The organism is Radicibacter daui, from assembly GCA_030657355.1.
Classification (GTDB): Bacteria; Pseudomonadota; Alphaproteobacteria; order Radicibacterales; family Radicibacteraceae; genus Radicibacter; species Radicibacter daui.
In genome coordinates this window covers 3,169,276-3,192,729 of record CP131056.1, presented here as the reverse complement: position 1 = coordinate 3,192,729, position 23,454 = coordinate 3,169,276, and the positions used below count along the sequence as shown (strand labels likewise).

Below are 23,454 nucleotides of genomic sequence, written 5' to 3'. Positions count from 1 at the left end.
GGAAGGCTTTTGTTCGCTTACTTGCAGGCGCGTCCGATGGCATCCAGCGCGGCGGTAAAGCCCGACAGGCTGTAGGTGTCCGTCGTCTTGGTGCCTTTGCCCGAATAACCCACCACCGTCATGGTGGCGCCGCCCTTCATGGCCGTGACCATCTTCTGGTCGGTCGCCGGGTCGGTCGTCCAGGCGTGTTCGCCTTCGGTCGTCAGCTTGAAGGTGGCGTTGCCGATGGTCACGTCCAGCTGGCTGCCATCCTTGAAGGGGTAGCCGATGACGAAACTCACCTCGTTGCGCACATTATCGGCCGGGCGGTTCGTCACCATGGCGAAAACATCGCCGCGTTTGGTGTAATTGCCCTTGGCCTGCTTGGGCTTGCTGGCAACGAAACAGACCGGGCTGGCGCCGGCCTTGTGACTATAGGCCGACCAATCCTTGTGTTCGCTCAGGAAGGTGGGGGCCTGCGCCTGGGCGCTCGCGGCGGCAACGATAACGAATGCGGCGGACAGGCCGGTTGCCGCTCGGGTCAGTTGGCGAAACAGACTCGACATGGTGCCTCTTGTCCTTGACTGGTAATTCCCTTGTCTCAGGGACTGCCCGGCCTTTCAACCCTTTAATTCCCTGCTGCGGCAAATCGGTCCGCTTTGGCGTTGCCGGGGGTTGCCTGAGAAGGCGCCCTGCGACCGTGCTCGCCTCATGTGAGTATTTTCAAGACCTTGACCAATGTTCTGAACAAGCCGTGGTGCCATATATCCCGCCGGAATTCCGGTTGCCGGCAGGGCGGCCGTCGCGGTCAAAGGTTTGAGAGGCGGGTACATTTCAACCTATCTGAAGAGACTTTTCCTCTGCTTCAAAAGTCAATTTTGATATTTTTGTTACTTTATTTCGCAAAAAGCGATCTTCGCCTGCGGATTCCGTTGACAGGCGCCGGTGTGCTTTTCATAGTCCCCGCTCCATCAGGGCGCATCATGATGTGCCCTGGTGTTTTTGTTTCCCGGCAATCCTGCCAACGACCGGCGGCCGGGCCGCCTGCGGTGCGGCCGGCAGCAGCTATTTCAAGGAACGTCTATCGATGATGCCCGTGGTCATGCCCACCTATGGTCAGCGCACTCCCGCCATGGCGCGGGGCGAAGGTGCCTACCTGTGGGATACGGACGGGCGACGATATGTCGATTTCGGCGCCGGTGTTGCCGTGTGCAATCTGGGCCATTGCCATCCGCATCTGGTTGCCGAGCTGCAGAAGCAGGCTGCAACGCTGTGGCACGTGTCCAATCACTATGCCATTCCGGGCCAGGAAAAGCTGGCGGGCCGGCTGGTGGAGCGTACCTTCGCCGATACCGTCTTCTTCTCCAACTCGGGTGTCGAGGCCTGGGAAGGCGGCATCAAGGTGTGCCGCAAGTACCATTCGGCCACCGGCAACCCGAAGCGCTGGCGCGTGATCACCGTGGGCGGGGCCTTCCATGGCCGCACCCTGGCGGCGATCTCCGCCGTCAAGTCGGCCAAGCTGACGGATGGCTTCGGCCCGCTGGTGGATGGTTTCGACCAGGTCGCCTTTGGCAACATGAACGAGATGCGCGCTGCCATCACCGACGAGACGGCGGCCATCTGCATCGAGCCGATTATCGGCGAGGGTGGGATCAAGCCGGCGGATATCGAGTACCTGAAGGCGCTCCGGGCCGTGTGCGACGAGTTCGGTCTCCTGCTCTATTTCGATGAAATCCAGACCGGCTTCGGCCGTACCGGCAAGCTCTTTGCCCATGAGTGGGCCGGCATTACGCCGGACGTCATGTGCACGGCCAAGGGCATTGGCGGCGGTTTCCCGCTCGGCGCCTTCATGGCGACCGAAAAGGCAGCCGTTGGCATGGTTGCCGGCACGCATGGCTCCACCTTTGGCGGCAACCCGCTCGCCATGGCGGTGGGTAATGCGGTGCTCGACGTCATGCTGGAAGAGGGTTTCCTCGACGGTGTGACAGAGACGGCCGCGCTGCTGCGCCCGCAGCTGGAAGCCCTTGCCGCGCGTTATCCCGGCGTCTTCGAGGAGGTGCGCGGCACCGGCCTCATGCTGGGCCTGCGCCTTAATCCGGCGATCACCAACACGGACTTCATAACCCGCCTCAAGAAGGAGCATCTGCTGGTGCTGCCGGCGGGCGAGAATGTGCTGCGTCTGTTGCCGCCGCTTGTCATCACCCCGGTCGAGATCGATCTGGCGCTCACCGCGCTCGAGACCGTTTCCGCCGCAATCAGCCAGGAGCTGGCCGCATGACCATGCTCGCCAAGACCCGTCATTTCCTCGACATCGACCGCTTCACCCGCGACGAGCTGCGTGCGCTGCTCGACCGGGCGCATGAGATGAAGGCCGCCACCAAATCCGGTCAGGCGGGCGCCCCGCTTGCCGGCAAGGTGCTGGCGATGATCTTCGAGAAGCCCTCCACCCGCACCCGCTTTTCCTTCGAGGTAGGCATGGTGCAGCTGGGCGGCCATGCCATCAACGTGACGGCCGACATGATGCAGCTCGGCCGCGGCGAGACGGTGGCCGACACGGCGCGTGTGCTTTCGCGTTACGTCGACGCCGTCATGATCCGCACTTTCGACGAGGAAGTGCTGTTCGAGTTCGCCAAACATGGCTCGGTGCCCGTCATCAATGGCCTCACCGACCAGTCGCATCCCTGCCAGATCATGGCCGACATCATGACGGTGGAGGAACATCGCGGTGCCATCGAGAAGAAGGTGGTGGCCTGGGTGGGCGATGCCAACAATGTGTGCCGCTCCTGGATGCATGCGGCGGCGCGCTTCGGCTTCGAGCTGCGCGTGGCGGCGCCGACGCCGCTGCAGCTGACCGACCGCGACCTGGAATGGGCCCGCACGGAAGGTGGCCATATCTGGCAGGGCGAAGCCCCGCATGCCGCCGTTGAAGGCGCCGATGTGGTGGTGACCGACTGCTTCGTCTCCATGGGACAGAAGGATCAGCCGTCGCGCCACAACCTGCTGCGCCCCTATCAGGTGGATGAGCGGTTGATGGCCCGTGCCAAGCCCAACGCCATCTTCATGCATTGCCTGCCCGCCCATCGCGGGGAGGAGGTGAGCGCTGCCGTCATCGACGGGCCGCGCTCCGTAGTGTTCGACGAAGCGGAAAACCGGCTCCATGCACAAAAGGCAATTCTGGCCCTGTGCATGGGGGCGTGAAATTTGCGGCGGTAATCCCTATATGGGGTAACAACGATCCGGCGGCCGGACGTCAAGGCCCGGCCGCACGGACTTAACCGCAAGACTTGACCAGTCGCAGTGAACGAGAAAATTCGACCGGATGGGTGCATCTGGTCGAATTTTTCTTGTGGGGTATCCGATATGACCAGCACAGATTTCACCAACCTCCCGGTGCAGGACGTCATTGCCTCCTTCACCCTCGACAAGGCGACCACGCGCGGCCGTTTCGTGCGGCTGGGTGCGCTGGTGGACGAGATCGTCTCCCGCCATGACTATCCGCTGCCGGTGGCGCGGGTGGTGGCGGAGGCTGTGACCCTGTGCGCGGCGCTGAGCGCGATGCTGAAGTTCGAGGGCATCTTCACCCTGCAGGCCAAGGGCAAGGGCCCGGTCGGCCTTGTGGTGGCGGACATTCTGACCGACGGCACCGTGCGCGGTTATGCCCAGTATGATGCCGAGCGGCTTGGCACCCTGGGCAAGAACCCGTCTTTCAAGGCGCTGCTCGGCAAAGGCTATCTGGCCTTTACCGTCGATCAGGGCGGCGAGGACCAGCGCTACCAGGGCATCGTCGAGCTGGAGGGAAACTCCCTCGAAGACGGCATCAAGCACTATTTCCGTCAGTCCGAGCAGATGGAAGTGGGCCTGAAGCTTGCGGTAGAGAAGACCGAGACCGGCTGGCAGTCGGGCGCCATCCTGCTGCAGCGGCTGCCGGACGAGAGCGAGTATGGCAAGCATCGCCCGAGCGATCTGGAGGATAGCTGGCGCCACTCGATGGTGCTGCTCGCCACCGTGACCCCGGGCGAGCTTTCCGGCACCGGCATCGAGCCGCTGCGCCTGCTCTACAACCTGTTCCATGAGCAGGATGTGGAGGCGACGGGCTGGCAGCCGATGCAGCGCGGCTGCCGGTGCAGCCGCGAGAAGGTGGAGAGTGTACTGATTGCCCTGCCGGAGGAGGATATCGACCACCTCAAGGTGGATGGGTCGGTGACGGTGACCTGTGAGTTCTGCAACGAGAACTATCGTTTTGACGACGCCCAGATTGCCGAGCTGATGGAAAGCCGCCAGCACACCGCCACAGCGGGATGATCCTGCCTGCCCCATGACACCCTGCAAGGCCCCGCGACCCACCGGTCGGCGGGGCCTTTTGCTGTGAGGCCTGAACAAAATCCCGGGCGGGCCGTTTACAAGAGAAGGGGGCGCAGGCACACTCGGCACCTGGCATCCGGAGAGGATCGCCGGTGCCCCCAAAGACAATCGATCTGGCCAAAAAACGCGCTCTCCCTGAGGAGTTTCTGTTGTCCGTCCTTCGCGCCCTTGCCGTTACCTTTGCTGCCGCCAGCCTGCTGGCCGCGTGCGCCCAGCCCGTGCCGTCCAAGCGCTACGATCCGATCAGCTTTGCGCACAAACCGGCGATTGAGCTGGATGTGGCGCAGGTAACCATCGTCAATGATTTCCACCCGCCAGCAGGCCTGCCGCACGTTGAAAGCGAGATGCCGGTTTCGCCCGAGCAGGCGCTGGAGCAGTGGGCGACCGACCGCCTGTCGGCACAGGGCACCGCCGGCGAGGCGCGCTTCATCATCAAGAACGCCAGTGTGGTGGAGAGCCATCTGAAGACCACCCAGGGCATCCAGGGTTTCTTCACCAAGGACCAGTCGGAGAAGTATGACGGCCAGATCGAGGTGCGCCTCGAGGTCTATTCGCCGGGCCGCAATTCCGACGGTTTCGTCGTGACCAAGGCGTCGCGTACCATCACCGTGCCGGAGGACATCTCCGTCTCCGGCCTGCGCGACAGCTGGTACAAGCTGGTGCAGGAAATGATGCTGGATTTCGACGCCGAGACCGAGGCGACGATCCGCGCAAGGCTGCGGCCGTTCCTGTTCTGAGCCTTACCTTTTCGAGATCCTTGCGGCCCCCCGTAGCGACCTGCCGGTAATCCGGTCCGGGGCGCTGCGGGGGGCCGTTTTGTGTCAGACGTGCCGAAGCCAGGGAAGCCCGATGCCGGGGATGATTGCCAGGGCCATTCTGCTTGCCGGCTTTTTGGGGGTGGTTCCCATGCTGTCCGCCACCGCGCAGAAACTTTCCGCACCGGCGGGCACTATAAGTGAAGGGGCTGGCATGGCCGGGCGTTTTTCCGTCGAGACCATCGGTAGCGGCTGCGAGGTCATTCTGATCCCGGGGCTCGCCTCCTCGCGCGAAGTGTGGAGAGAGCTGGCGGCCAGCCTGCAGCAGACTCACCGGGTGCATCTGGTGCAAGTGGCTGGTTTTGCCGGTGAGCCGGCAGGCGCCAATGCCAGCGGGCCGGTGGCCGCGCCCGCCGCCGACGCCCTTGCCGACTGGATCGCGCATGAGGGGCTGAAGGCGCCGGCTGTTATCGGCCACTCGCTGGGCGGGGCGATGGCCCTGATGCTGGCTGCACGTCATCCCGGCAGCGCCAGCAGGGTTATGGTTGTCGATTCCCTGCCCTTCTTCGGCCTGCGCATCGACCCGTCGGCAACAGTCGAGAACATGAAGCCCCGGGCCGAGGCTTTCCGCACCGCCATGCTGGCGGCGTCAGAGGAACAGCGTACCGAAACGCAGGCCACAACCCTGGCCGGCATGATCAAGCAGACGGCCGCGCGCCCGGCGGTTATCGCCGCGGCGCTACGCTCTGACCGCAACACGGTCGCCAATGCGACTTATGAGCTGATGACCACCGATCTGCGGCCCGAACTGGGGCAGATCACTGTGCCGGTAACCGTGGTCTATGCCTGGGATGCCAGTTACGGTTTTCCGGGAGCGGCGATGGATCAGGTCATCTCCCATGTCTATGCCGGCCTGCCTCAGGTCCGTTTCGAGCGCATCGACGACAGCCTGCATTTCATCATGCTCGACCAGCCGCAGCGTCTGACTGCGAGCGTGTTGGCCTTTCTGGGCGGCTGACGCCGGCAGTCGGAACCCTCGGGACCGACCATCGTTGACTGAAGAGGGGCTGCCGGCTTTGAGGCGGCCTTTTTCTTTTCCAGCAACGGCAAAGGCAGGCACATCATGCAGCAGGTGGCAGAAGCCTTTCTGACCGGAGCGGGCATGTTGTGGCAGGCGCTCTGGGGGCTCATTTTCGGTTACGTGATTTCGGCTTCTATCCAGGTGCTGGTCACCCGCGCACAGATGGCGCGGGTGCTCGGCAAACCCGGGGCAAAAGAGGTGGGGCTTGCCGGCTTCTTCGGCTTTGTTTCGTCTTCTTGCTCCTTTGCCGCGCTGGCGGCCTCGCGCAGCATTTTCGTCAAGGGCGCTCATCCGGTAAACGCACTCGCTTTCCTGATTGCTTCTACCAACCTTGTCATCGAACTCGGCATCGTGCTGTGGCTTCTGGTGGGGTGGCGCTTCACCCTCGGCAACTTTGCGCTCGGCGCTTTCATGATCCTTTACGCCTGGGCATTGGCCGCAGTGGCGCTGCCCAAGGGGCTCGCCGAAGGAGCGCGCAAGAAGGCCGAGGCTTCAGAGCAGGGCGAGGGCCATCATCATGGGACGGGCAGCGGTAACTGGCGCGATACGCTGGCCTCACGGGCCGGCTGGCAGCACATCGCTGCCGCCTTCTTCATGGAATGGGGCATGGTGTGGAAGGAAATCCTCTTCGGCTTTGCCGTTGCCGGTTTCATCACCGTGTTCGTCCCGCAGGAAGTATGGAATGCACTCTTCATCGGAGCAGGGCAGGGCGGCGGCGAGGAGCCTGGCTTCCTTGCAGTGCTTGAGAATGCGGCTGTTGCGCCGGTGGTTGCCTTCTTCACCTTCATCGGCTCCATGGGCAATGTGCCGCTGGCGGCCATGCTGTGGTCGAAGGGAGCTTCCTTCGGCGGCGTGATGGCCTTTCTGGGTGCCGATCTTGTTGCCGCCACCGTGGTGTGGGTGCATGCCAAATATTATGGCTGGCGTTATGCGCTGCTGGTCTCGGGCCTGCTCTATATCGCCATGGTCGCTGCCGGCATTACCGTGCACTACCTCTTCGCCGCCTTCGGCCAGATCCCGACCGAAAGGCCGCAGGTGGGCGAGATGGTGCGCTTTGCCGTCGACCACACGCTATTTCTGAATATCGGCTTTCTGGTCGTGGCAGGGATGCTCGCATGGTTAAATTTTGGCGGACGCCAGGGGACGCCGCGGCATTCCGGGGGGAGAGGCTGATGGTTTCTGCTCCCCGCACCCGTTTTCACAGCCGTTGAAGGAATAGGGAAGAGGGGCATGCCATGGTATGGTTGTCCCCGGTAAGGCCTCGCGCCGACAGTCGGCGCGGGGTTTTGCCGTTAAAGGCAAGCGTCGGAACGCATCGGCGCTTATCGGGGAGAGCGTTTTTCCGGCATGAGAAGGTTGTTTCGCAGGCTTCTCCTGATATCGCGCCGGCCGGTTCACCGGTTCCGGCTTTTGCGGTGCGTCGCCGCGGGACATGTGCTGGTTGCGCATCATGGCATTCAGCGAAGCGGCACCAACTATCTCCTGCAATGTCTCCTCTCCTTGCGTGTCCCCGTCATCAACGCGGCCGAGCCGGCAGGTACGGTGCCGCGCCACAAGCATTTTCGCTGGCAGCGCGAAAAGGAAACCATCCCCGGTTTCATTCGTCATCAGTACAACAATGAACTGGGAGTGGATTGTGTTGCGGGACTAAATGCAGCGGCGGGATATCCAGCCGGTACCCGGCATCTGGTCATCCGCAAGCAGGAAGCCGCCTGGCTCGCTTCCATACTCAACTGGGGTCTGCGCTGCGGCTGGTTTGCGAACAAGAAGGCCGGGCTGGCCGAGGCGCCTGCCTTGCTCGCCGATTACCGGGCCTATAACCATTTCTGGCAGTTGCTTGCTGATCGGGAGCCGGAGCAGGTTCAGATCGTTGACCTCGAAGAACTTGTCGAAGAACCCCGGCGCCTTCTTTCAGTGTTGCGAAACGTTGGCGTGGCGTTCGACGAACGCGGCTTTACCGGCGTCTTTGATGAAGTGCCGAAATCTCCGAGGGGGCGTTTGCGACCGGTGACGGCGGAGGATATCGAGGCCGTCTACCGGGACGCAAAGGAAGCAGCCGGTACGGCTATCCCAGTTCCCGTCTAGCTTCCGGGAATTTCCCAGACGCGGCTTTGCGGTACCCGCGGCAGAAAGCTGTGCCGACTCCGGAAAAAAGAGTGTGCAGGTCCAGCGTGAGGGTCTTCCTTCCCGCGTGTCGCGGTTCGCATGAAATCCGCAAAAACCCTCAATTCCAGAGCTTGCTCGGGTCTCATTTCCCGGTCGTGTCGTTTGGCGAATTTCGGCGTGTGACATTGCCGGTATTTTTGCTACCCGCACCGGCTCCGGCAGTGAGTTCAGAGACTTATCTGACGGCTTTGTGACGATTGACTCGTTCAAAATATCTACATACGATCAATAGAGTTCAAAAAACCTACATTCATTCGGACGGTGACCTTGAGCGATCAAACGAACAGCAGGAAGCCTTATTCCATCGGTCATGCCGCCAAGGTGACCGGGGTTTCGGTATCGACCCTGCGTTCGTGGGAAAGTTTCGGCCTGATCGAGCCCTACAAGTCGCCCAGCGGCCACCGCTCCTTTGCCGCCAGCGATCTGGATCGCATCCGGCAGATCGAGCAACTGCGCCGGGTGTCGGGCATGAACCTTTCCGGTATTCGCCGGGCGCTCGATGAGGTGCCGGTTGCAGACGATGTCCCGGCGGCGGTTCCCGAACCGGAGCGCCGCAAGGTCGAGTTCGAGAAAATCGGCGAGACTGTCCGCAATCTTCGCCAGGAAGCCGGCATGTCGCTGCGCGAGCTGTCGGAGCGTACCGAGATCGGTGTGTCGCACCTCAGTATGTTCGAGCGTGGTGCGGCCTTTCTGTCGCCGGCGCGCATGAGCGCCATCGCCGAAGTCTTCCACCGGACCCTGTCCGAGATACTGGGTGGTACCAGCCGGCAGGACATGCCCATCGTGCGCAAGGGCGAAGGGCGCATCGTCAGCACGTTCGGCCCCGGCGTGACCATCGAGCAGCTGACCGTTGCCGAGCGGCTGATGGATGCCGAGGTGTGGACCATCGAAGCCGGCCGGGAAAGCGACGGCTTTTATGCCCATGACGGCGAAGAGCTGATCTATGTGCTGGAAGGCGAGCTGGAGATAACACTCTCCGGCCGCGAAGCTGCCGTCCTGCGCCCGGGCGACAGTGCCTACTTCAACAGCCGCATCGGTCATCGCTGGCGCAACCTCTCCGGCGGAAATGTGGTCGTGCTGTGGATGAACACCGACGTTGAACGTCTGGGATCCATGCATTTTGAAAAACGCGGCCGCCGGCTCGATCTGGGCGTCTCCCATGGTACTGGACTGGGGGAGGGGGGGCTTAATGTCGAACTGCCGGGCAACTCCGAGACCTACCGTGTGCTGGAGACGCATACGGCCGGGCACCCCACCCGCATCCTCATCGAGCCGCTGAGCGGAATTGAGGGCGAAACCGTTGCCGAAAAGGCCCAGGCGTTCGAGCGTCGCTACGACCATCTGCGCCCCATGCTCCTGCAGGAGCCGCGTGGTCACGTGGGGTCCTTCGGCCTGGTGCCGGTGCCGTCGGACAAGGCGGACTTCGGTGCCTTCTTCATTACCTCCTACGGCTATCCGCGTTTTTGCGGCCATGCCGTGCTGGGATATGCCAAGGCGCTGGAAGCGCTGGGCCGTCTCAAGGAACGCCAGCGTTTCTCCGTAGAGATGCCGGGCGGCATCGTCGAGGTCGATCTGGGCGGCAAGGGAGATCTCATCCAGGTCTGCCTGCCGGCGGTTAGCGTGACGCACCGCGATCTGATGGTGACGGTCAAGGGCAAGGCACTGGCGGTTCAGGTGTCCTGCGGCTCCAACATCCATGCCATGGTCGAGGCCTCAGATCTCGGGCTTGAGGTTACGTCGGACAATCTCGAGCAGATGCTGGCTGCCGGCCAGCAAATCCGCAAGGCGCTGGCCGCGGTGCAGCCGGCCCTCGAGGCCGGCCTCGATTCAGTTCTCTTTTGCCAGAGCATCGCCGCCGGTCGCGAGCGGCTGTTCCTGGCTATTGACCGTCAGCGTTATGACCGCTCGCCGGGCGTGGGCGGCGTTGCCGCCCGCATGAGCCTCCTGATGGCGCAGGGGCGCCTCAAGGAAGGTGAAGTCATGGAAGCCGAGAGCATTTTCGGCGGCCACCTGCAAGGCAGGATCACCGGAATTGCAGAGGGCCCGGACGGGCGCCCTGCATATATCCCGAAAATTTCGGGACGCGCCCATCTCAACGGGATCTCGACACTCATCCTTGAGCCCGACGACCCCTTAAGGCGCGGTTTTCTTGGGTAACTCAAAAAACAGAATGTACAGAAGGTGGATCGGATGGAACTCAAATTCTTGAAGCGACTGTTCAGTGCCGCCGCGGCGCTGTTCATGCTGTGTCTGGCCTCGGCGGTAACGCCGGCCCATGCTGCAGACCCTAATCTTGTGCTTGACCGCATCCGCAAGAGCGGCGAACTGCGCGTGCCGGTGATGGTGGGCGAGGAGCCCGGCTATATCCGTAACCGCGACAGCGGTGAGTGGGGCGGTTTCTACATGGACTGGGCGCATGACATTGCCGGCCTGCTCGGCGTCAAGGTCGTGCCAGTGGAGACCACCTGGGGCAATCTCGCCGCCGATTTCCAGGCTCACAAGATCGACATCGCCTTTGGGCTCAACCCCAATCCGCAGCGCGGCCTTGTGGTTGATTATCTGAATGTTCCGCTCTTCACCGACGCCTGGGCGATCGTGACGAAGAAAGGCTTCGAGAAGAAGACCTGGGCCGAGCTCAATGATCCGTCCGTGCGTCTGATCGTCCAGAAGGGCGGCACGATGCAGGTTGTCGCCGACGCCCTGGCGCCCAAGGCCCAGAAGGTTGTGGTGGAAGAGCGTCCGCTTGGCCTGATGGAAATGCAGGCCGGCCGTGGTGACGCGATGGTCCTTGCCATCTTCGACGCCGTGCAGGTCGCCAAGCAGATCAATGGGGAGATCATCCTGCCGAGCCCGATGCTGCGCAACCCGGCGACCATCGGTGTTGCCCGCGAAGAGGGCAACGAGGGCTACGAGAACTGGCTGACCAACTGGGTCAACCAGCAGCGCGCACTCGGCCTCGCCCAAGGCAAGCTCCAGAAGGCCTTTGAGGATCACGGCATCGATCTGTCGATCCTGCCGCCCGAATTCAGCTTCTGATCAGCAGTGAACTACCGCCGGGGACCGGCCAGCCGGTCCCCGGCTTCTGAGGAACAGGTAAACGTGGCGGGGTAAAGCCGTGTTTGATTGGTCAGTTATCTTCCAGAATACCGATCTGATAGTGAAAGGGCTTGGAATCACTATCTATTACACCGTCCTGACGACGGTGCTCGGTCTGGTCATCGGTCTTGTCATTGCGGTCGCGCAGATTTGCGGCTTCAGGTTTTTCAACTGGGCCGGCCGCCTATTCGTCGAGTTTTTCCGCAATGTGCCGCTGCTCGTGTGGCTGCTGTGGAGCTATTACGCGCTGCCGATCTTCTTCGGCATCAACATCTCCAAGCAGGCCGCCGGCATCATGGCGCTCAGTCTTTATGGTGCCGCCTACTATGCCGAGATCCTGCGCGCGGGCATCCAGTCGCTTGAGCGGGGCCAGAGCGATGCGGCCCGCGCGCTGGGCATGTCCGGGGCGCAGGCCATGCGCCGGATCATCCTGCCGCAGGCTTTCCGCCGCATGATCCCGCCGCTTGCCGGCCAGACCATCATCCAGATGAAAAACACTACGCTGCTGTCGGTCATCACGGTGCCCGATCTGCTCTACCAGGCCGGTTACATCTCGTCCTTCACCTACCGGCCGATGGAAATCTACACGGCCATCGGCGTGGTCTTCCTGCTCATTCTCATTCCGTCGAACTACATCGCCCGCAAGCTGGAGGGCCATAACTGATGACCTCCTCCCAGACATCCGGGACGGCTCCGCTCGTCTCCATCCGTGGCCTGTCCAAGAGCTACGGCCAGCATCAGGTCCTCAAGAACATCGATCTTGATGTGCATGAGGGCGAGGTGGTGGCACTCCTGGGTTCCAGCGGCTCCGGCAAAACCACGCTGCTGCGTTGCATCAACCTGCTGGAAATACCGGACAAGGGGCGGATCGAAATCGGCGGTAGCGCCATCTTCGACACGCCTGCCGGCGCCGGGCGTGGTGCCGCAGTCTCCCAGCGTCAGGTCAACGGCCTGCGCAGCCGCGTCGGCATGGTGTTCCAGCATTTCAATCTCTTCCCGCACATGTCGGTGCTGGAGAATGTGATGGAAGGCCCGCGCACCGTCCTGAAGGAAAATCCGGCCACCAATCGGGACCGGGCCATGGACTATCTCGGCAAGGTTGGCATGGCCAGTTTCGCCGACCGCCGGCCTGACAAGCTGTCAGGTGGGCAGAAGCAGCGTGTTTCCATCGCCCGTGCGCTCAATATGCGGCCGCAGGTCATGCTGTTCGACGAGCCGACCTCGGCGCTGGATCCCGAACTGGTCGGCGAAGTGCTCGAGACGATGATGTCGCTGGCCAAGGAGGGGATGACGATGATCGTCGTTACCCATGAGCTTGGCTTTGCCCTCGAGGTCGCAAGTCGCGTCGTCTTTCTCGATCAGGGCTGCATCGATGCAGACGGTCCGCCAGCCGATGTGCTCCTCCACCCGACGAGTGACCGTGTTCAGTCATTCGTCAACCGCTTCCATGCAACAGCCGAGCTGATGCGTCCGCTGTTGCAGAATAACTAGCAAAATCAAGAGAGTAAAAATGTCTAAGACTGACTGGAAGGGCATTCACAGTGTCCTGGTTACCCCCTTTTTGCCTGAAGGCGGGATCGACTTTCCCCGCTATGCCGAACTGGTCGAGGCCAATATCGCCAATGGCGCAGATGGCCTGATCGTCTGTGGCAGCACCGGCGAGTTCTATGCCATGACGGTCGAGGAGCGCATCGAGCTCTTCACGGCGACCGTCAAGGCTGCCGCTGGCCGGGTGCCGGTACTGGCCGGTGTGTCCGACCTCCACACCGCGGTGGTGCTCCGCCTGATCAAGGCGGCCAAGGAAACCGGATGTGACGGTATTCTTGCCCTGCCGCCGATCTACGCCAAGCCGGACCTGCGAGAGACCGAGCGCTTCTACCGCGTCGTTGCCGAAGCCAGCGAACTGCCGGTCATGCTCTACAACAGCCCGGCCCGGATCGGCGTCAACCTGACCCCGGACTTCGTCGCCAAACTGGCCGATCTCCCCAATGTCGTCGCCATCAAGGATAGCTCTGCCGACATCCAGCAGGTGACCGAGCTGTGCGCGAAAGTGAAGGACAAGCTGGCTGTTTTTGTCGGCTACGAAACCATGATCCGCTCGGCGCTGCCGGTCGGCTGCGTGGGCGTGGTGGCGATGGCCCACCAGCTCTCCGGCAAACTCGTGCGCCGTTATTTCGATGCCTGCCGTGATGGGAACAGCGCTGCGGCCGATATGCTGGAGCCTGCGCTCTTCGCCATCTACCGCTGCTTCAAGACCGGCAGCTTCTATGCCGGCATCAAGGCGGCAATGAACGCACTTGACCAGCCGGTCGGTATTCCGCGCGAGCCGCTGTTGCCGTTCTCGGACGCCCAGCAGGCGACCGTCCGTTCCATCTTGGCGGACGCTCATGTCCGCGAAACCATTGCCTCGGTGCGGTGACAGAACATGCGTAGCACGCGAATTATCCAGGGCATCGACTCCCATACCGCCGGTTGCCCGCTGCGCCTCATCACTTCGGGCTTCGGCCCGATCCGCGGCAAGACCATGGTCGAGAAGCGCGCGGACCTCATGTCCCGCGACTGGCTGCGCCAGCTCGTCCTGTTCGAGCCGCGCGGCAGCTTCAACATGCCGGCGGCTGTGTTGACCGAGGCCTGCTCGCCCGATGCCGATATCGGCATGCTCATCCTGGAGCCCGATACCTACCCGCCGATGTGCGGCCACTGTGCGATGGCGGTTGCCACCATTGCGGTGGAGGCCGGTTACATCGATGCGGTGGAGGGCGAGACGCTGGTGCGTCTCGACACCCCGGCGGGCGTGGTGCCGGCCCGGGTCAAGGTTGAGAATGGCCGGGCCGTTTCCGTTACCCTCGAGATGCCGGCGAGCTTCCTTTACCGCAAGGACATCCTTGTCGAGACCAAGAGCTTCGGCAAGGTGCGCGCGGACATCGCCTTCGGCGGCGATTTCTATCTGATCGTCAAGGCAGCCGATCTCGGTCTGACCATCACGCCCGACCGCGCCTGGGATATCGTCTCCGCCGCTGCTGAGCTGCGGGCCGGTCTCAAGGATCATCCGGTCCAGCATCCGACGCTCGCCCATGTGAACGAGATCTACCAGATCGAGATCATCGAGGGCGGCGACGGGGTCACGGTCGATGGCAAGAATGCCGTCATCTGCCCGCCAACGGTTATCGACCGCTCCCCCTGCGGCACCGGTACTGCCTCGCGCATGGCGATGCTGCACGGGCGCGGCGAGCTGAAGCCGGGCGAAAGCTTCCGCCATGCCGGCATCCTCGACACCGTCTTTACCGGCAAGGTGACCGGCGAGACCACTGTGGGCGAATTACCGGCGATCACCTGCACGGTGACCGGCTCCGCCTATCTGACCGGCACGTTCAATTTCTTCCTCGATCCCAACGATCCGTTCCCCTCGGGCTTCCGCCTGACCGGGGTTTGACGCGGACGAAGGAGGTCCAGTCTTGTCCTATGATTTCAATCCCGACAGCGTTGAGCTGTTTGCCGCGCATCTGATCGGCGGCGAGCGGGTTCATGCCGGCGAAACGCTCAAGGTGTTTCGTCCCTCGGATGGGCTGGAGGCGCTGCCCATTCCGGTGGCGGATGCGGCCACCGTGTCCCGGGCGGTAGAGTCTGCCGACCACGCCTTCCGCACCAGTGGCTGGGCCGATGCCAATCCGCTGGACCGCGCGGCAGTGCTGCTGCGCTGGGCGGACCTCATCGATGCCAATCGCGAGCGGATTGCCCGGGCGGAGGCGATTGCCTCCTCCCGTCCCATCGCGGACCTGATGGAACGCGACATGGTGCGGGCCACTGGAGCCGTGCGCTATTTCGCGCAGTGGGCCGACAAGGTGGAAGGCCAGCTCTTTGCCGGCAAGGCCGGTCTCAGCAGCTATGCCAAGCCGGAGCCCTACGGTGTCGTCGGTGCGATCACCCCGTTCAACTTCCCCGTTATCCACGGCATCTGGAAGTCGGCGGCGCCGCTGGCCGTCGGCAATGCGGTGGTGCTGAAACCTTCAGAACTTACGCCTTATTCGTCGCTGCTCGTCGCAGAGCTGGCGATCGAGGCGGGATTGCCGAAGGGGCTCTTCAACATCGTGCTCGGAGCCGGGGCAACCGGTGCCGAACTGGTGCGCCACCCGCTGGTGCGCAAGGTTACCTTCACCGGTTCCTCCGCCACCGGCGCCCGTATCATGGCGGCCGCCGCGGAAAACGGCACCAAGCCGGTGACGCTGGAGCTGGGTGGCAAAACCCCGCAGCTCGTGCTGCGCGATGTCCGGAACCTTGACAGGGTCGCCGGCAATATCGCTGCCGGTTTCCTGGCCAATTCCGGTCAGGTCTGCACGGCAGGCACCCGGCTGATCGTCCCGCGCGAGCTGCTTGAGCCGCTCCTGGAAAAGGTCACTGTGATTGCCAACGGCCGCAAGGCAGGGCCGACCTGGATTGCCGGCAATACGCTGCCGCCGATCATCAGCGAAAAGCAGGCCGCCCGCATCGACGCCATGCTGGCCGAGACGCGCCGTGACGGCGCCGAGGTGCTGCTTGGAGGCGGCCGGGTGCCGGAGATGAATGGCGGCGCCTATTACCAGCCGACCATCCTGTCGGGCGTGCCGGACAGCTCCGTCGGTTACACCGGCGAGTTCTTCGGTCCGATCATGAGCGTCTATGGCTATGACGACGAGGAGGAGGGTATCGCCCTGGCGAACCATCCGACCTACGCGCTTGCCGCCAGCCTCTACACCGACAACCTGCAGCGCGCCATGAGCCTCGTCGACCGGCTGGAAGCCGGCACTGTCTGGGTCAACGCCCATGGCCGGCAGCCGGACTATGCCACCCCGCAGGGCGGCTTTAACGGCTCCGGGTTCGGCAAGGAAATGGGACGCAGTGGCCTGGAGACTTTCCTGCGCTCCAAGACCGTCGTCCTTAATTATGGCGAATGAAATGACAGAAAGATTCGACTACATCGTTGTCGGTGGCGGTGCCGCCGGCAGCGTGCTGGCCGCCCGGTTGTCGGAAGAGTCACGTTTTCGGGTCGCCCTCATCGAGGCCGGTCCCGATACACCGCCGGGAGCGGAGCCTGCCGACATTCTGGATGCCTATCCGATTGTCGCCTACTTCAACCGGTCCTATCACTGGCAGAAGATCCAGGTTCATCTCGATACGCCCAAAAAGCCGGATACCCCGCCGCGCCGCTATGAGCAGGCGAAGGTGATGGGGGGCGGCACCTCCATCAACGGCCAGTTCGCTTTCCGGGGTTTGCCCTGGGACTACCAGCACTGGGCGGAGCAGGGCGCAAAGGGCTGGGACTGGGACGGCGTGCTGCCCTATTTCCGCAAGCTCGAGACGGATCTGGATTATCCGGACAGTCCCGTGCACGGCGACAGCGGCCCCATGCCGCTGCGGCGCATCAAGAAAAAGGACTGGTCGCCTTTTGCCCAGGCCACCGCCCGGGTGCTGGAAAAGCAGGGGGTGCTCAACATCGAGGATCATAACGGCGTCACCGACGACGGTTATTTCCCGATGACCATCAACAATGTGGACGGCAAGCGTGTTTCGGCGGCCAAGGCCTACCTGACCCGCGACGTGCGCAAGCGGCCGAACCTCAGGATTTATTATCGCAGCGAAGCGAAGGAGATCCTGTTCGAGGGTAAGCGCGCAACCGGCGTGCGCATCACCAGCCCGGCTGGCGAACAGGTTTTGATGGCCGGCGAGGTCATCGTCTCGGCCGGCGCCCTGCAATCCCCTGCCGTGCTGCTGCGCTCCGGCATCGGACCGGCGGAGCATCTGCGCAAGATGGGCATCGAGGTGCGGGCCGACCGCCCCGGTGTCGGGCGCAATCTGCAGGACCACCCGATGGTGGCGCTTGCCGCTTACCTGCCCAGGGAAAGCCGCCTGCCGCCGACCATGCGCCGGCATATCCAGATGGGCTACCGCTACAGCTCCGGCCTGCCGGATACGACGCCGGGCGACATGTTCGTGCTGCCCTCCAACCGGGCAGCCTGGCATCCGCTTGGCCGGCGTCTCGCCTCCATCCTGGTGTGCGTCAACCGGCCGTATTCCACAGGCTACGTCCAGCTCGCCAGCCCCGATTATGAGGTCGGGCCGGAGATCAACTTCCAGCAGCTTTCCGACGAGCGCGACCTGAAGCGCCTTGAGGATGGCATGCAGCGCCTGTTCAAGATCGTGGCCGACCCCGCGATGGCTTCGGTCATCAAGGATGTCTTCCCGGCGACTTTCTCCGAGCGTGTGCGCAAGCTGGGGGCCGTCAGCAAGACCAATTGGTTCCTGACGCTGATCGCCGCCATGGTGATGGGGGCAAACCCGCTGTCACGCCGGATGATGATCGAGAAAGTCATCGTGCCGGATGTGGATCTGCGCGGGCTGCAGAATTCGCCCAACCTGCTGCGCTCCTGGATCATCGACAACACCTGCGGGAGCTGGCACGCCAGCGGTACTTGCCGCATGGGCGATGCCTCTGACCGTAATGCGGTGGTCGATCCCCAGGGCAAGGTGATCGGCGTTGAAGGGCTGCGGGTGGTGGATGCCTCCATCATGCCGTCCGTCATCAGCGGCAACACCATGCTCAGCACCATCATGGCAGGTGAAAAGGTCGCCGACGCCATCAAGGCGGGGGCGTGAGGTGCCGATGTCCAGCCAGCGTGTCATCACGACGGTAGACAGCCATACGGCAGGGCACCCCACCCGCGTCATCACGGGAGGGCTGCCGCCGCTCAAGGGGCGCACGGCAGCGGAAAAATGCGACTGGTTCGAAGCAAACTGCGATGAGCTGCGGACCTTCCTGCTGCACGAGCCGCGGGGCCATTCGGCGATGGTAGGCGCGGTTGTGACCGACAGCGCCGTTGCCGATTACGGAGCTTTCTTCCTCGGCAGCTACAACTACCTGCCGATGTGCGGCCACGCGACGATCGGCCTTGCCGCCACGCTCGACCATCTGGGCCTTATCGGCCCGGATGAGCAAGGCAAGGCCGCCTTCACGCTGGAAGTGCCGGCCGGCATCGTCACTGTGGCCATGCGCTATCAGGACGGGCTGCTAGCGTCGGTGAGCTTCCAGAACGTCCCGGCCTTTGTGGTGGCCTGGGGCGTTCCGGTAGCGGCGCTGGCAGGGCGCGGGGCCTGCGACATTGTCTGGGGCGGAAACTGGTATGCGCTGGTTGACGCTGCGGATGCCGGGATCGACCTGTCGCCGGCGGGCGTGCAGCAGGCGATGGCCGCCGGCTCTGCCATCAAGGCGGAGATCAATGCCCGCATCACCGCCGGGAACATTGCCGGCGCAAGCCATCCGGTTCACAGCGTTCTCTTTTACCGCACCACGCGGGAAGAGGGCGTACTGGTGAGCCGGCAACTGGTGGTGCTGGCCCCCAACAAGTTTGACCGCTCACCCTGCGGCACCGGCACGTCCGCACGGCTTGCCCAGTTGCTGGACGCCGGGGCGCTTGCTCCGGGGGAGCGGATCCGCGCGCAGAACATTCTCGATGTCGAGTTCTCGGCTTCGGCGCTGCCCGAAGCTGCGAGCGGGCCGTCCGGGGAGAGTTGCTGGCGCCCGCTGATAGAAGGCCTCGCCCATATTACCGGCCTTCACACCTTCATCCGCACCAAAAACGACCCGCTTCCCCTCGGCTTCCTGTGCCGGTGAGCGGGTGTGGACAACTGAAAGGTTTATAAGGACATGTATGAAGAAAAGATCGAGCTGCTGATTGATGGCAAGTGGCGTCAGGCCAGCAACGGGGCGACCCGTGATCTGGTCAATCCGGCCACCGGCGAAGTGCTTGGAAAGGTGCCGCTCAGCACCGATCAGGATCTGGCCGAGGCGACAGCAGCCGCAAAGCGTGGCTTTGCGGTGTGGAAGAACAGGACGGCCCAGCAGCGCTACGAGATCCTGATGCGGGCCGCCGCCCTTATCGAGGCACGCAAGGAAGCGATCGGTCGCTTGCTGACGCAGGAAAACGGCAAGCCGCTGGGCGAGGCGGTGCCGGAAGTGCAGTTTGCCGCCGATGCCACGCGCTGGTATGCGGAAGAAGGCAAGCGCGTTTATGGCCGTATCATCCCGGCCCGTATGCCGAATGTGCGCCAGATGTCGCTGCGCGAGCCGGTGGGTCCGGTCGTCGCTTTCGCGGCCTGGAACTTCCCGGCCAGCAATGTCATCCGCAAGATCTCCGGCGCGCTCGGGGCTGGCTGCTCCATCGTCGTCAAGCCGGCTGAAGAGACCCCGGGCACGGCCGTGGCGATGGCCCGCTGCTTCCAGGAAGCCGGCCTGCCGGATGGCGTGCTGAACGTTGTTTTCGGTGTGCCGGACCATGTGTCCTCCACTCTGGTGGCCTCGCCGGTCTTCCGGAAGATCACGCTCACCGGCTCCACCGCCGTCGGCAAGCTCTTGCAGAAGCGCGCTGCCGAAACACTCAAGACCAGCACCATGGAACTTGGCGGCCACGCGCCGGTCATCGTGCATGAAGATGCCGACCTTGAGCACGCGGTAAAGACGCTCGTCGCCGCCAAGTTCCGCAATGCCGGACAGGTCTGCACCTCGCCGACCCGCTTCTTCATCCATGAAAGCCTCTATGAGCGTTTTGCTGCCGGTTTTGTCGAACTGGCCTCGAAGCTTGTCGTCGGCAACGGCCTTGAGGCCGGCACCCAGATGGGCCCGATGATCGCCGAGCGCCGCCTTGCGGTAATGGAAGGCTTTGTCGAGGATGCCGTCTCCAAGGGTGCAAAGGTTGCTCTCGGCGGCAAGCGTGCCAGCGGTGCCGGTTTCTTCTTCCAGCCGACCGTGCTGACCCAGGTTCCGGCCAATGCCCGCATCCTGAGCGAAGAGCCGTTCGGCCCGATCGCCCCGCTGCTGAGCTTCAAGGAGTTCGACGAGGTGATCGAGCGGGCGAACTCGCTGCCCTATGGTCTTGCCTCCTTCTGCTTCACCCGCAGCGTGTCGCTGGCAGCGAAAACGGAAGCAGCGCTCGATGCCGGCCTCGTTGGTGTCAACCACATGGCCGTTTCCACCCCGGAAACGCCGTTTGGCGGCGTCAATGAAAGCGGCTTCGGCTCTGAAAGCGGCATCGAAGGCCTCGAAGCCTTCATGCGCACCAAGTTTGTGACTGAATTCGCGCTCTGATCGGCTGCGGATGGAAAAAGCCCGCCATGGCCGTTCGGGGCTGTGGCGGGCTTTTTCCATTCAAGGGCGGTGCGCAGCGCTCTCAGCCCGCCAGAAATTCCTTCGTCTGCGCCACCGCCTCGGCGAGCCCCACGCGCTGCACCTCGACGCCGGGCGGAAAGGCGCCGGCAAGGCGGGACGGCATCATCGGGTCGAGCAGTACGAAGACGCCCTGATCATCCTGCCGGCGCACAAGGCGGCCAAAGGCCTGCTTGAGGCGCAGGCGGGTGATCATGTCGTCATAACGTTTCTTGCCGAAGGCCTCGCGCCGGGCCTTGTGCAGGATGTCCGGCCGCGGCCAGGGTACACGGTCAAAGCAGATGAGGCGCAGGGAGCGGCCGGGCACGTCCACCCCGTCGCGCACCGCATCGGTGCCGAGCAGGCAGGCATTCTCCTCGGCGCGGAAGATGTCGATCAGCGTGCCGATATCGAGCCCGTCGACATGCTGGGCCAGCAGTGGCAGCCCTGCCTGCTCCAGCGGCTGGGCGATGCGCTGGTGCACGGCGCGCAGGCGGCTGATGGCGGTGAAAAGCCCGAGCCCGCCGCCGCCCGAGGCTTCAAACAGCGCGCGGTAGGCGCCGGCCACCTGGTCGAGATCGTCCTTGCGCACGTCTCCTACTACGAACACGCGGGTGCGGGCCGGATAATCATAGGGGCTGGGCACGGCGGCGCGCAGGGCCGGCATCGGCAGGTGGCTCGCCCCGGTGCGCGCTTCCGCCGCCTGCCAGTCATCCTCCACATCGCCGGTGCCATCCGTCAGCGTGGCGGAGGTAACGAGCAGGCCGTGGGCATGCGCGCTCATCGCCTCCATGAAGGGCTGCGTCGGGTCCACCCAGTGGCGGTAAAGCCCGATATCGAGATCGCTTCCGCCATTACGCTCCACCCCCAACCAGTCCACCAGCACAGGCGGCGTGGTATGGCCAAGGGCGTCCAGCATTTGCCGCCAGCCACGCAGCGGCACCACGGCGCGGCGCTCCAGCGAGCGCACCACCGCCTCGATGCGCTGGCGGATGCCGGTCTCCAGTGTTTCCGCCTCATCGACAAGCCGGTTGCCGAGGCGCCGGGTAAATTCGGCCAGCGGCGTCAGTACCCGGGCAAGCGCTTCATCCAGCCGCCCGGCGCGCTCCATCAGCTCGTCGGTCACCGGGTCGGTGGGGATTTCCAGCGAATAGGGGCTGTCCTTGGCGCTGGCGCGGGAATAGACCAGCTCCCGCACCACAGCCAGAAACTGCTCCATCTCGCCGACGGGGTTTTGCTGGCCAAGGCGCTGCTGCCAGCCTTCGCCGGGCAGCACGCGGGCAAAGGCCATGATCTCCTCCAGCCGCTCGGGCAGGCTGGCATCTTCACCCATCAGATCTTCCACCCGGCGCTTGAGGCCGCGCGCCCGGCTGCGTCCGCCTTCGGCACCCAGCAGCCAGCGCCGCAGCTCTGCCGTCTCAAGCCCGGTCAGGTGGCCGGCAAAGGCGCTGTCTGCCGCCTCGAACAGATGGTGGCCTTCATCGAAGACATACCGCGAGGGCAGGTCGCGTTCCTCCAGCCCGCCCATCGCTGCCTGCACCATGACAAGGGCGTGGTTGGCGACCACCACCCGCGCATGGCGAGCTTGCCGGATCGAGCGCTCGATAAAGCAGCGGTTATAATGCTGGCAGGCGGAAAAGATGCACTCACCCCGCCGGTCGGCCAGCGCATGGCTGCGGCTGATGCCGACAAGATCGGCCAGCCAGCCGGGAAAATCGCTGCCCGAAAGATCGCCGTCGCGGGTGGCAGACGCCCAGCGCGCCATAAGGCCGATGCCGCGCGCATCCTGCAGGCGGGTGGGGATGGCGCGGGCAGCTTCCTCAAGGTTCAAGAGGCACAGATAATTCTCCCGCCCCTTGCGGATAACGACCTTGGCGGATTTTTCTTCGGCGCCCGGATAAAGCCGGTCCAGCTCGCCATCGATCTGGTGCTGCAGGTTGCGGGTATAGGTGGAAACCCAGACCGCGCCGCCATTCTTCTCCGCCCACAGCGTGGCCGGGGCGAGATAGCCAAGCGTCTTGCCAACGCCGGTGCCGGCTTCGGCCAGCACCATCATGGGGGCGTCGGAGCGCTCGCGCGGGGCAAAGGCGGCTGCCGCGGCGCTGGAATAATCGGCCTGCTGGGGGCGTTCTTCCGCCTCATGGCCCGCCATCAGCAGCTGGTGCAGCCGCTCGCGTGCTTCCGCCGAGGTCACCGGCTGGGTGCCGGGCGGCGGCGGCGGGGCTTCCTCCGACCATTCCGGCAGATGGCGCCAGATAGAGATCGCACGGGTGGCCCGGCTTTCGGCAACACCCACCGGCTCCCCGAGAGCGGCCAGCACGGCCGGCGCCCATGACCAGCCGCCGCGCCCCATCAAATGGGCAATGCCGGCGGCATCGCCGCCGACCGGATCCTGCCGGCGCATCAGCAGGCCCAGTAGCAGCTCGGCGGCGGCCAGCAGCGTCATTGCCTCGCCCACCTTGTCCTTGGGTTCGGGCAGCGACAGGCGCCGGGCAAGGCCGCGCGCGGTCGGCACGCACCATTCGGCGGGCAGGGTGAAGGCGAAGAGCTCCAGCAGGTCAAAGCTGGGGAAGGGCGGACATTCCAGCCGGCGGGCGAGTGCCGCGGCATGGCAGACGATCAGCCGCTCGGAGACGGCGCGTTTTGCCGCCTCGCGAAAGCCCAGCTCCTCCACCTCGCCATCGGCGGTCACCAGCAGCGCGCCGCGCGCGTCGGTGACGAGCACGGCCGTATCCGGCATCAGCAGGCGAGGCTGCTGTGTCGGGGCGGGGCGCGTGGCGCCGGTGCGGGTGGGGGCGGAGCTACTCATCTCGGCTGATGAGGTGCCACTAAATAACCGGCAA

Annotated in this window: 19 protein-coding genes; 17 read left to right on the top strand and 2 right to left on the bottom strand. The window is 63.9% G+C overall.

Going from position 1 to position 23,454, the window contains the following annotated elements; genetic code table 11:
- Positions 1–17: 17 nt before the first annotated feature.
- Positions 18–545 carry an invasion associated locus B family protein gene (locus QTL98_RS14965; protein WP_445679266.1) on the bottom strand — a complete coding sequence of 176 codons (528 nt, stop codon included), beginning with the start codon at positions 543–545 and terminating at the stop codon, positions 18–20.
- Positions 546–1,066: 521 nt separating this feature from the next.
- Here QTL98_RS14965 and QTL98_RS14960 point away from each other — a divergent pair.
- The 17 genes from QTL98_RS14960 to QTL98_RS14880 all read left to right on the top strand — a co-directional run bounded on the left by QTL98_RS14960 (position 1,067) and on the right by QTL98_RS14880 (position 20,554).
- The gene (locus tag QTL98_RS14960; protein WP_445679265.1) at positions 1,067–2,257 is read left to right on the top strand and encodes an aspartate aminotransferase family protein; all 1,191 of its coding nucleotides are present in this window, start codon (positions 1,067–1,069) and stop codon (positions 2,255–2,257) included.
- Between the two features lie 2 nt (positions 2,258–2,259).
- Positions 2,260–3,177 (top strand): ornithine carbamoyltransferase, encoded by a 918-nt coding sequence (argF, locus tag QTL98_RS14955; RefSeq protein WP_445682164.1) that lies wholly within the window; start codon positions 2,260–2,262, stop codon positions 3,175–3,177.
- 162 nt (positions 3,178–3,339) lie between these two features.
- Entirely contained in the window at positions 3,340–4,281 is a 942-nt protein-coding gene (gene hslO / locus QTL98_RS14950) for an Hsp33 family molecular chaperone HslO (protein WP_445679264.1), read from the top strand.
- 209 nt (positions 4,282–4,490) lie between these two features.
- Complete coding sequence (locus tag QTL98_RS14945; protein ID WP_445679263.1) at positions 4,491–5,078, top strand: hypothetical protein; 588 nt, start codon at positions 4,491–4,493, stop codon at positions 5,076–5,078.
- 112 nt (positions 5,079–5,190) lie between these two features.
- Complete coding sequence (locus tag QTL98_RS14940; RefSeq protein WP_445679262.1) at positions 5,191–6,114, top strand: alpha/beta fold hydrolase; 924 nt, start codon at positions 5,191–5,193, stop codon at positions 6,112–6,114.
- A 105-nt stretch (positions 6,115–6,219) separates the two neighbouring features.
- Positions 6,220–7,350: a permease gene (locus tag QTL98_RS14935; protein WP_445679261.1), complete on the top strand. Its 1,131-nt coding sequence runs from the start codon at positions 6,220–6,222 to the stop codon at positions 7,348–7,350.
- A gap of 261 nt (positions 7,351–7,611) precedes the next feature.
- Positions 7,612–8,262 carry a hypothetical protein gene (locus QTL98_RS14930; protein ID WP_445679260.1) on the top strand — a complete coding sequence of 217 codons (651 nt, stop codon included), beginning with the start codon at positions 7,612–7,614 and terminating at the stop codon, positions 8,260–8,262.
- A gap of 348 nt (positions 8,263–8,610) precedes the next feature.
- Entirely contained in the window at positions 8,611–10,500 is a 1,890-nt protein-coding gene (locus QTL98_RS14925) for a proline racemase family protein (RefSeq protein ID WP_445679259.1), read from the top strand.
- A gap of 33 nt (positions 10,501–10,533) precedes the next feature.
- Entirely contained in the window at positions 10,534–11,379 is an 846-nt protein-coding gene (locus tag QTL98_RS14920; protein ID WP_445679258.1) for a transporter substrate-binding domain-containing protein, read from the top strand.
- 121 nt (positions 11,380–11,500) lie between these two features.
- Positions 11,501–12,103: an amino acid ABC transporter permease gene (locus QTL98_RS14915; protein WP_445679257.1), complete on the top strand. Its 603-nt coding sequence runs from the start codon at positions 11,501–11,503 to the stop codon at positions 12,101–12,103.
- A complete protein-coding gene (locus QTL98_RS14910) occupies positions 12,103–12,930 on the top strand; it encodes an amino acid ABC transporter ATP-binding protein (protein WP_445679256.1) in 828 nt (275 codons plus the stop codon). The genes QTL98_RS14915 and QTL98_RS14910 overlap by 1 nt, the downstream gene beginning before the upstream one ends.
- Positions 12,931–12,949: 19 nt before the next feature.
- Positions 12,950–13,858: a 4-hydroxy-tetrahydrodipicolinate synthase gene (dapA, locus tag QTL98_RS14905; RefSeq protein WP_445679255.1), complete on the top strand. Its 909-nt coding sequence runs from the start codon at positions 12,950–12,952 to the stop codon at positions 13,856–13,858.
- Between the two features lie 6 nt (positions 13,859–13,864).
- Positions 13,865–14,872, top strand: a complete 1,008-nt coding sequence (locus QTL98_RS14900) for a proline racemase family protein (protein ID WP_445679254.1) — start codon at positions 13,865–13,867, stop codon at positions 14,870–14,872.
- 22 nt (positions 14,873–14,894) lie between these two features.
- Positions 14,895–16,370 (top strand): aldehyde dehydrogenase family protein, encoded by a 1,476-nt coding sequence (locus QTL98_RS14895; RefSeq protein WP_445679253.1) that lies wholly within the window; start codon positions 14,895–14,897, stop codon positions 16,368–16,370.
- Between the two features lies 1 nt (position 16,371).
- Positions 16,372–18,069 carry a GMC family oxidoreductase gene (locus QTL98_RS14890; protein WP_445679252.1) on the top strand — a complete coding sequence of 566 codons (1,698 nt, stop codon included), beginning with the start codon at positions 16,372–16,374 and terminating at the stop codon, positions 18,067–18,069.
- 7 nt (positions 18,070–18,076) lie between these two features.
- Positions 18,077–19,084: a proline racemase family protein gene (locus QTL98_RS14885; RefSeq protein WP_445679251.1), complete on the top strand. Its 1,008-nt coding sequence runs from the start codon at positions 18,077–18,079 to the stop codon at positions 19,082–19,084.
- A gap of 33 nt (positions 19,085–19,117) precedes the next feature.
- Entirely contained in the window at positions 19,118–20,554 is a 1,437-nt protein-coding gene (locus tag QTL98_RS14880) for an NAD-dependent succinate-semialdehyde dehydrogenase (RefSeq protein ID WP_445679250.1), read from the top strand.
- Positions 20,555–20,636: 82 nt separating this feature from the next.
- On the opposite strand, the gene QTL98_RS14875 is transcribed toward QTL98_RS14880, so the two are convergent.
- The gene (locus QTL98_RS14875) at positions 20,637–23,420 is read right to left on the bottom strand and encodes an ATP-dependent DNA helicase (RefSeq protein WP_445679249.1); all 2,784 of its coding nucleotides are present in this window, start codon (positions 23,418–23,420) and stop codon (positions 20,637–20,639) included.
- Positions 23,421–23,454: the final 34 nt, after the last annotated feature.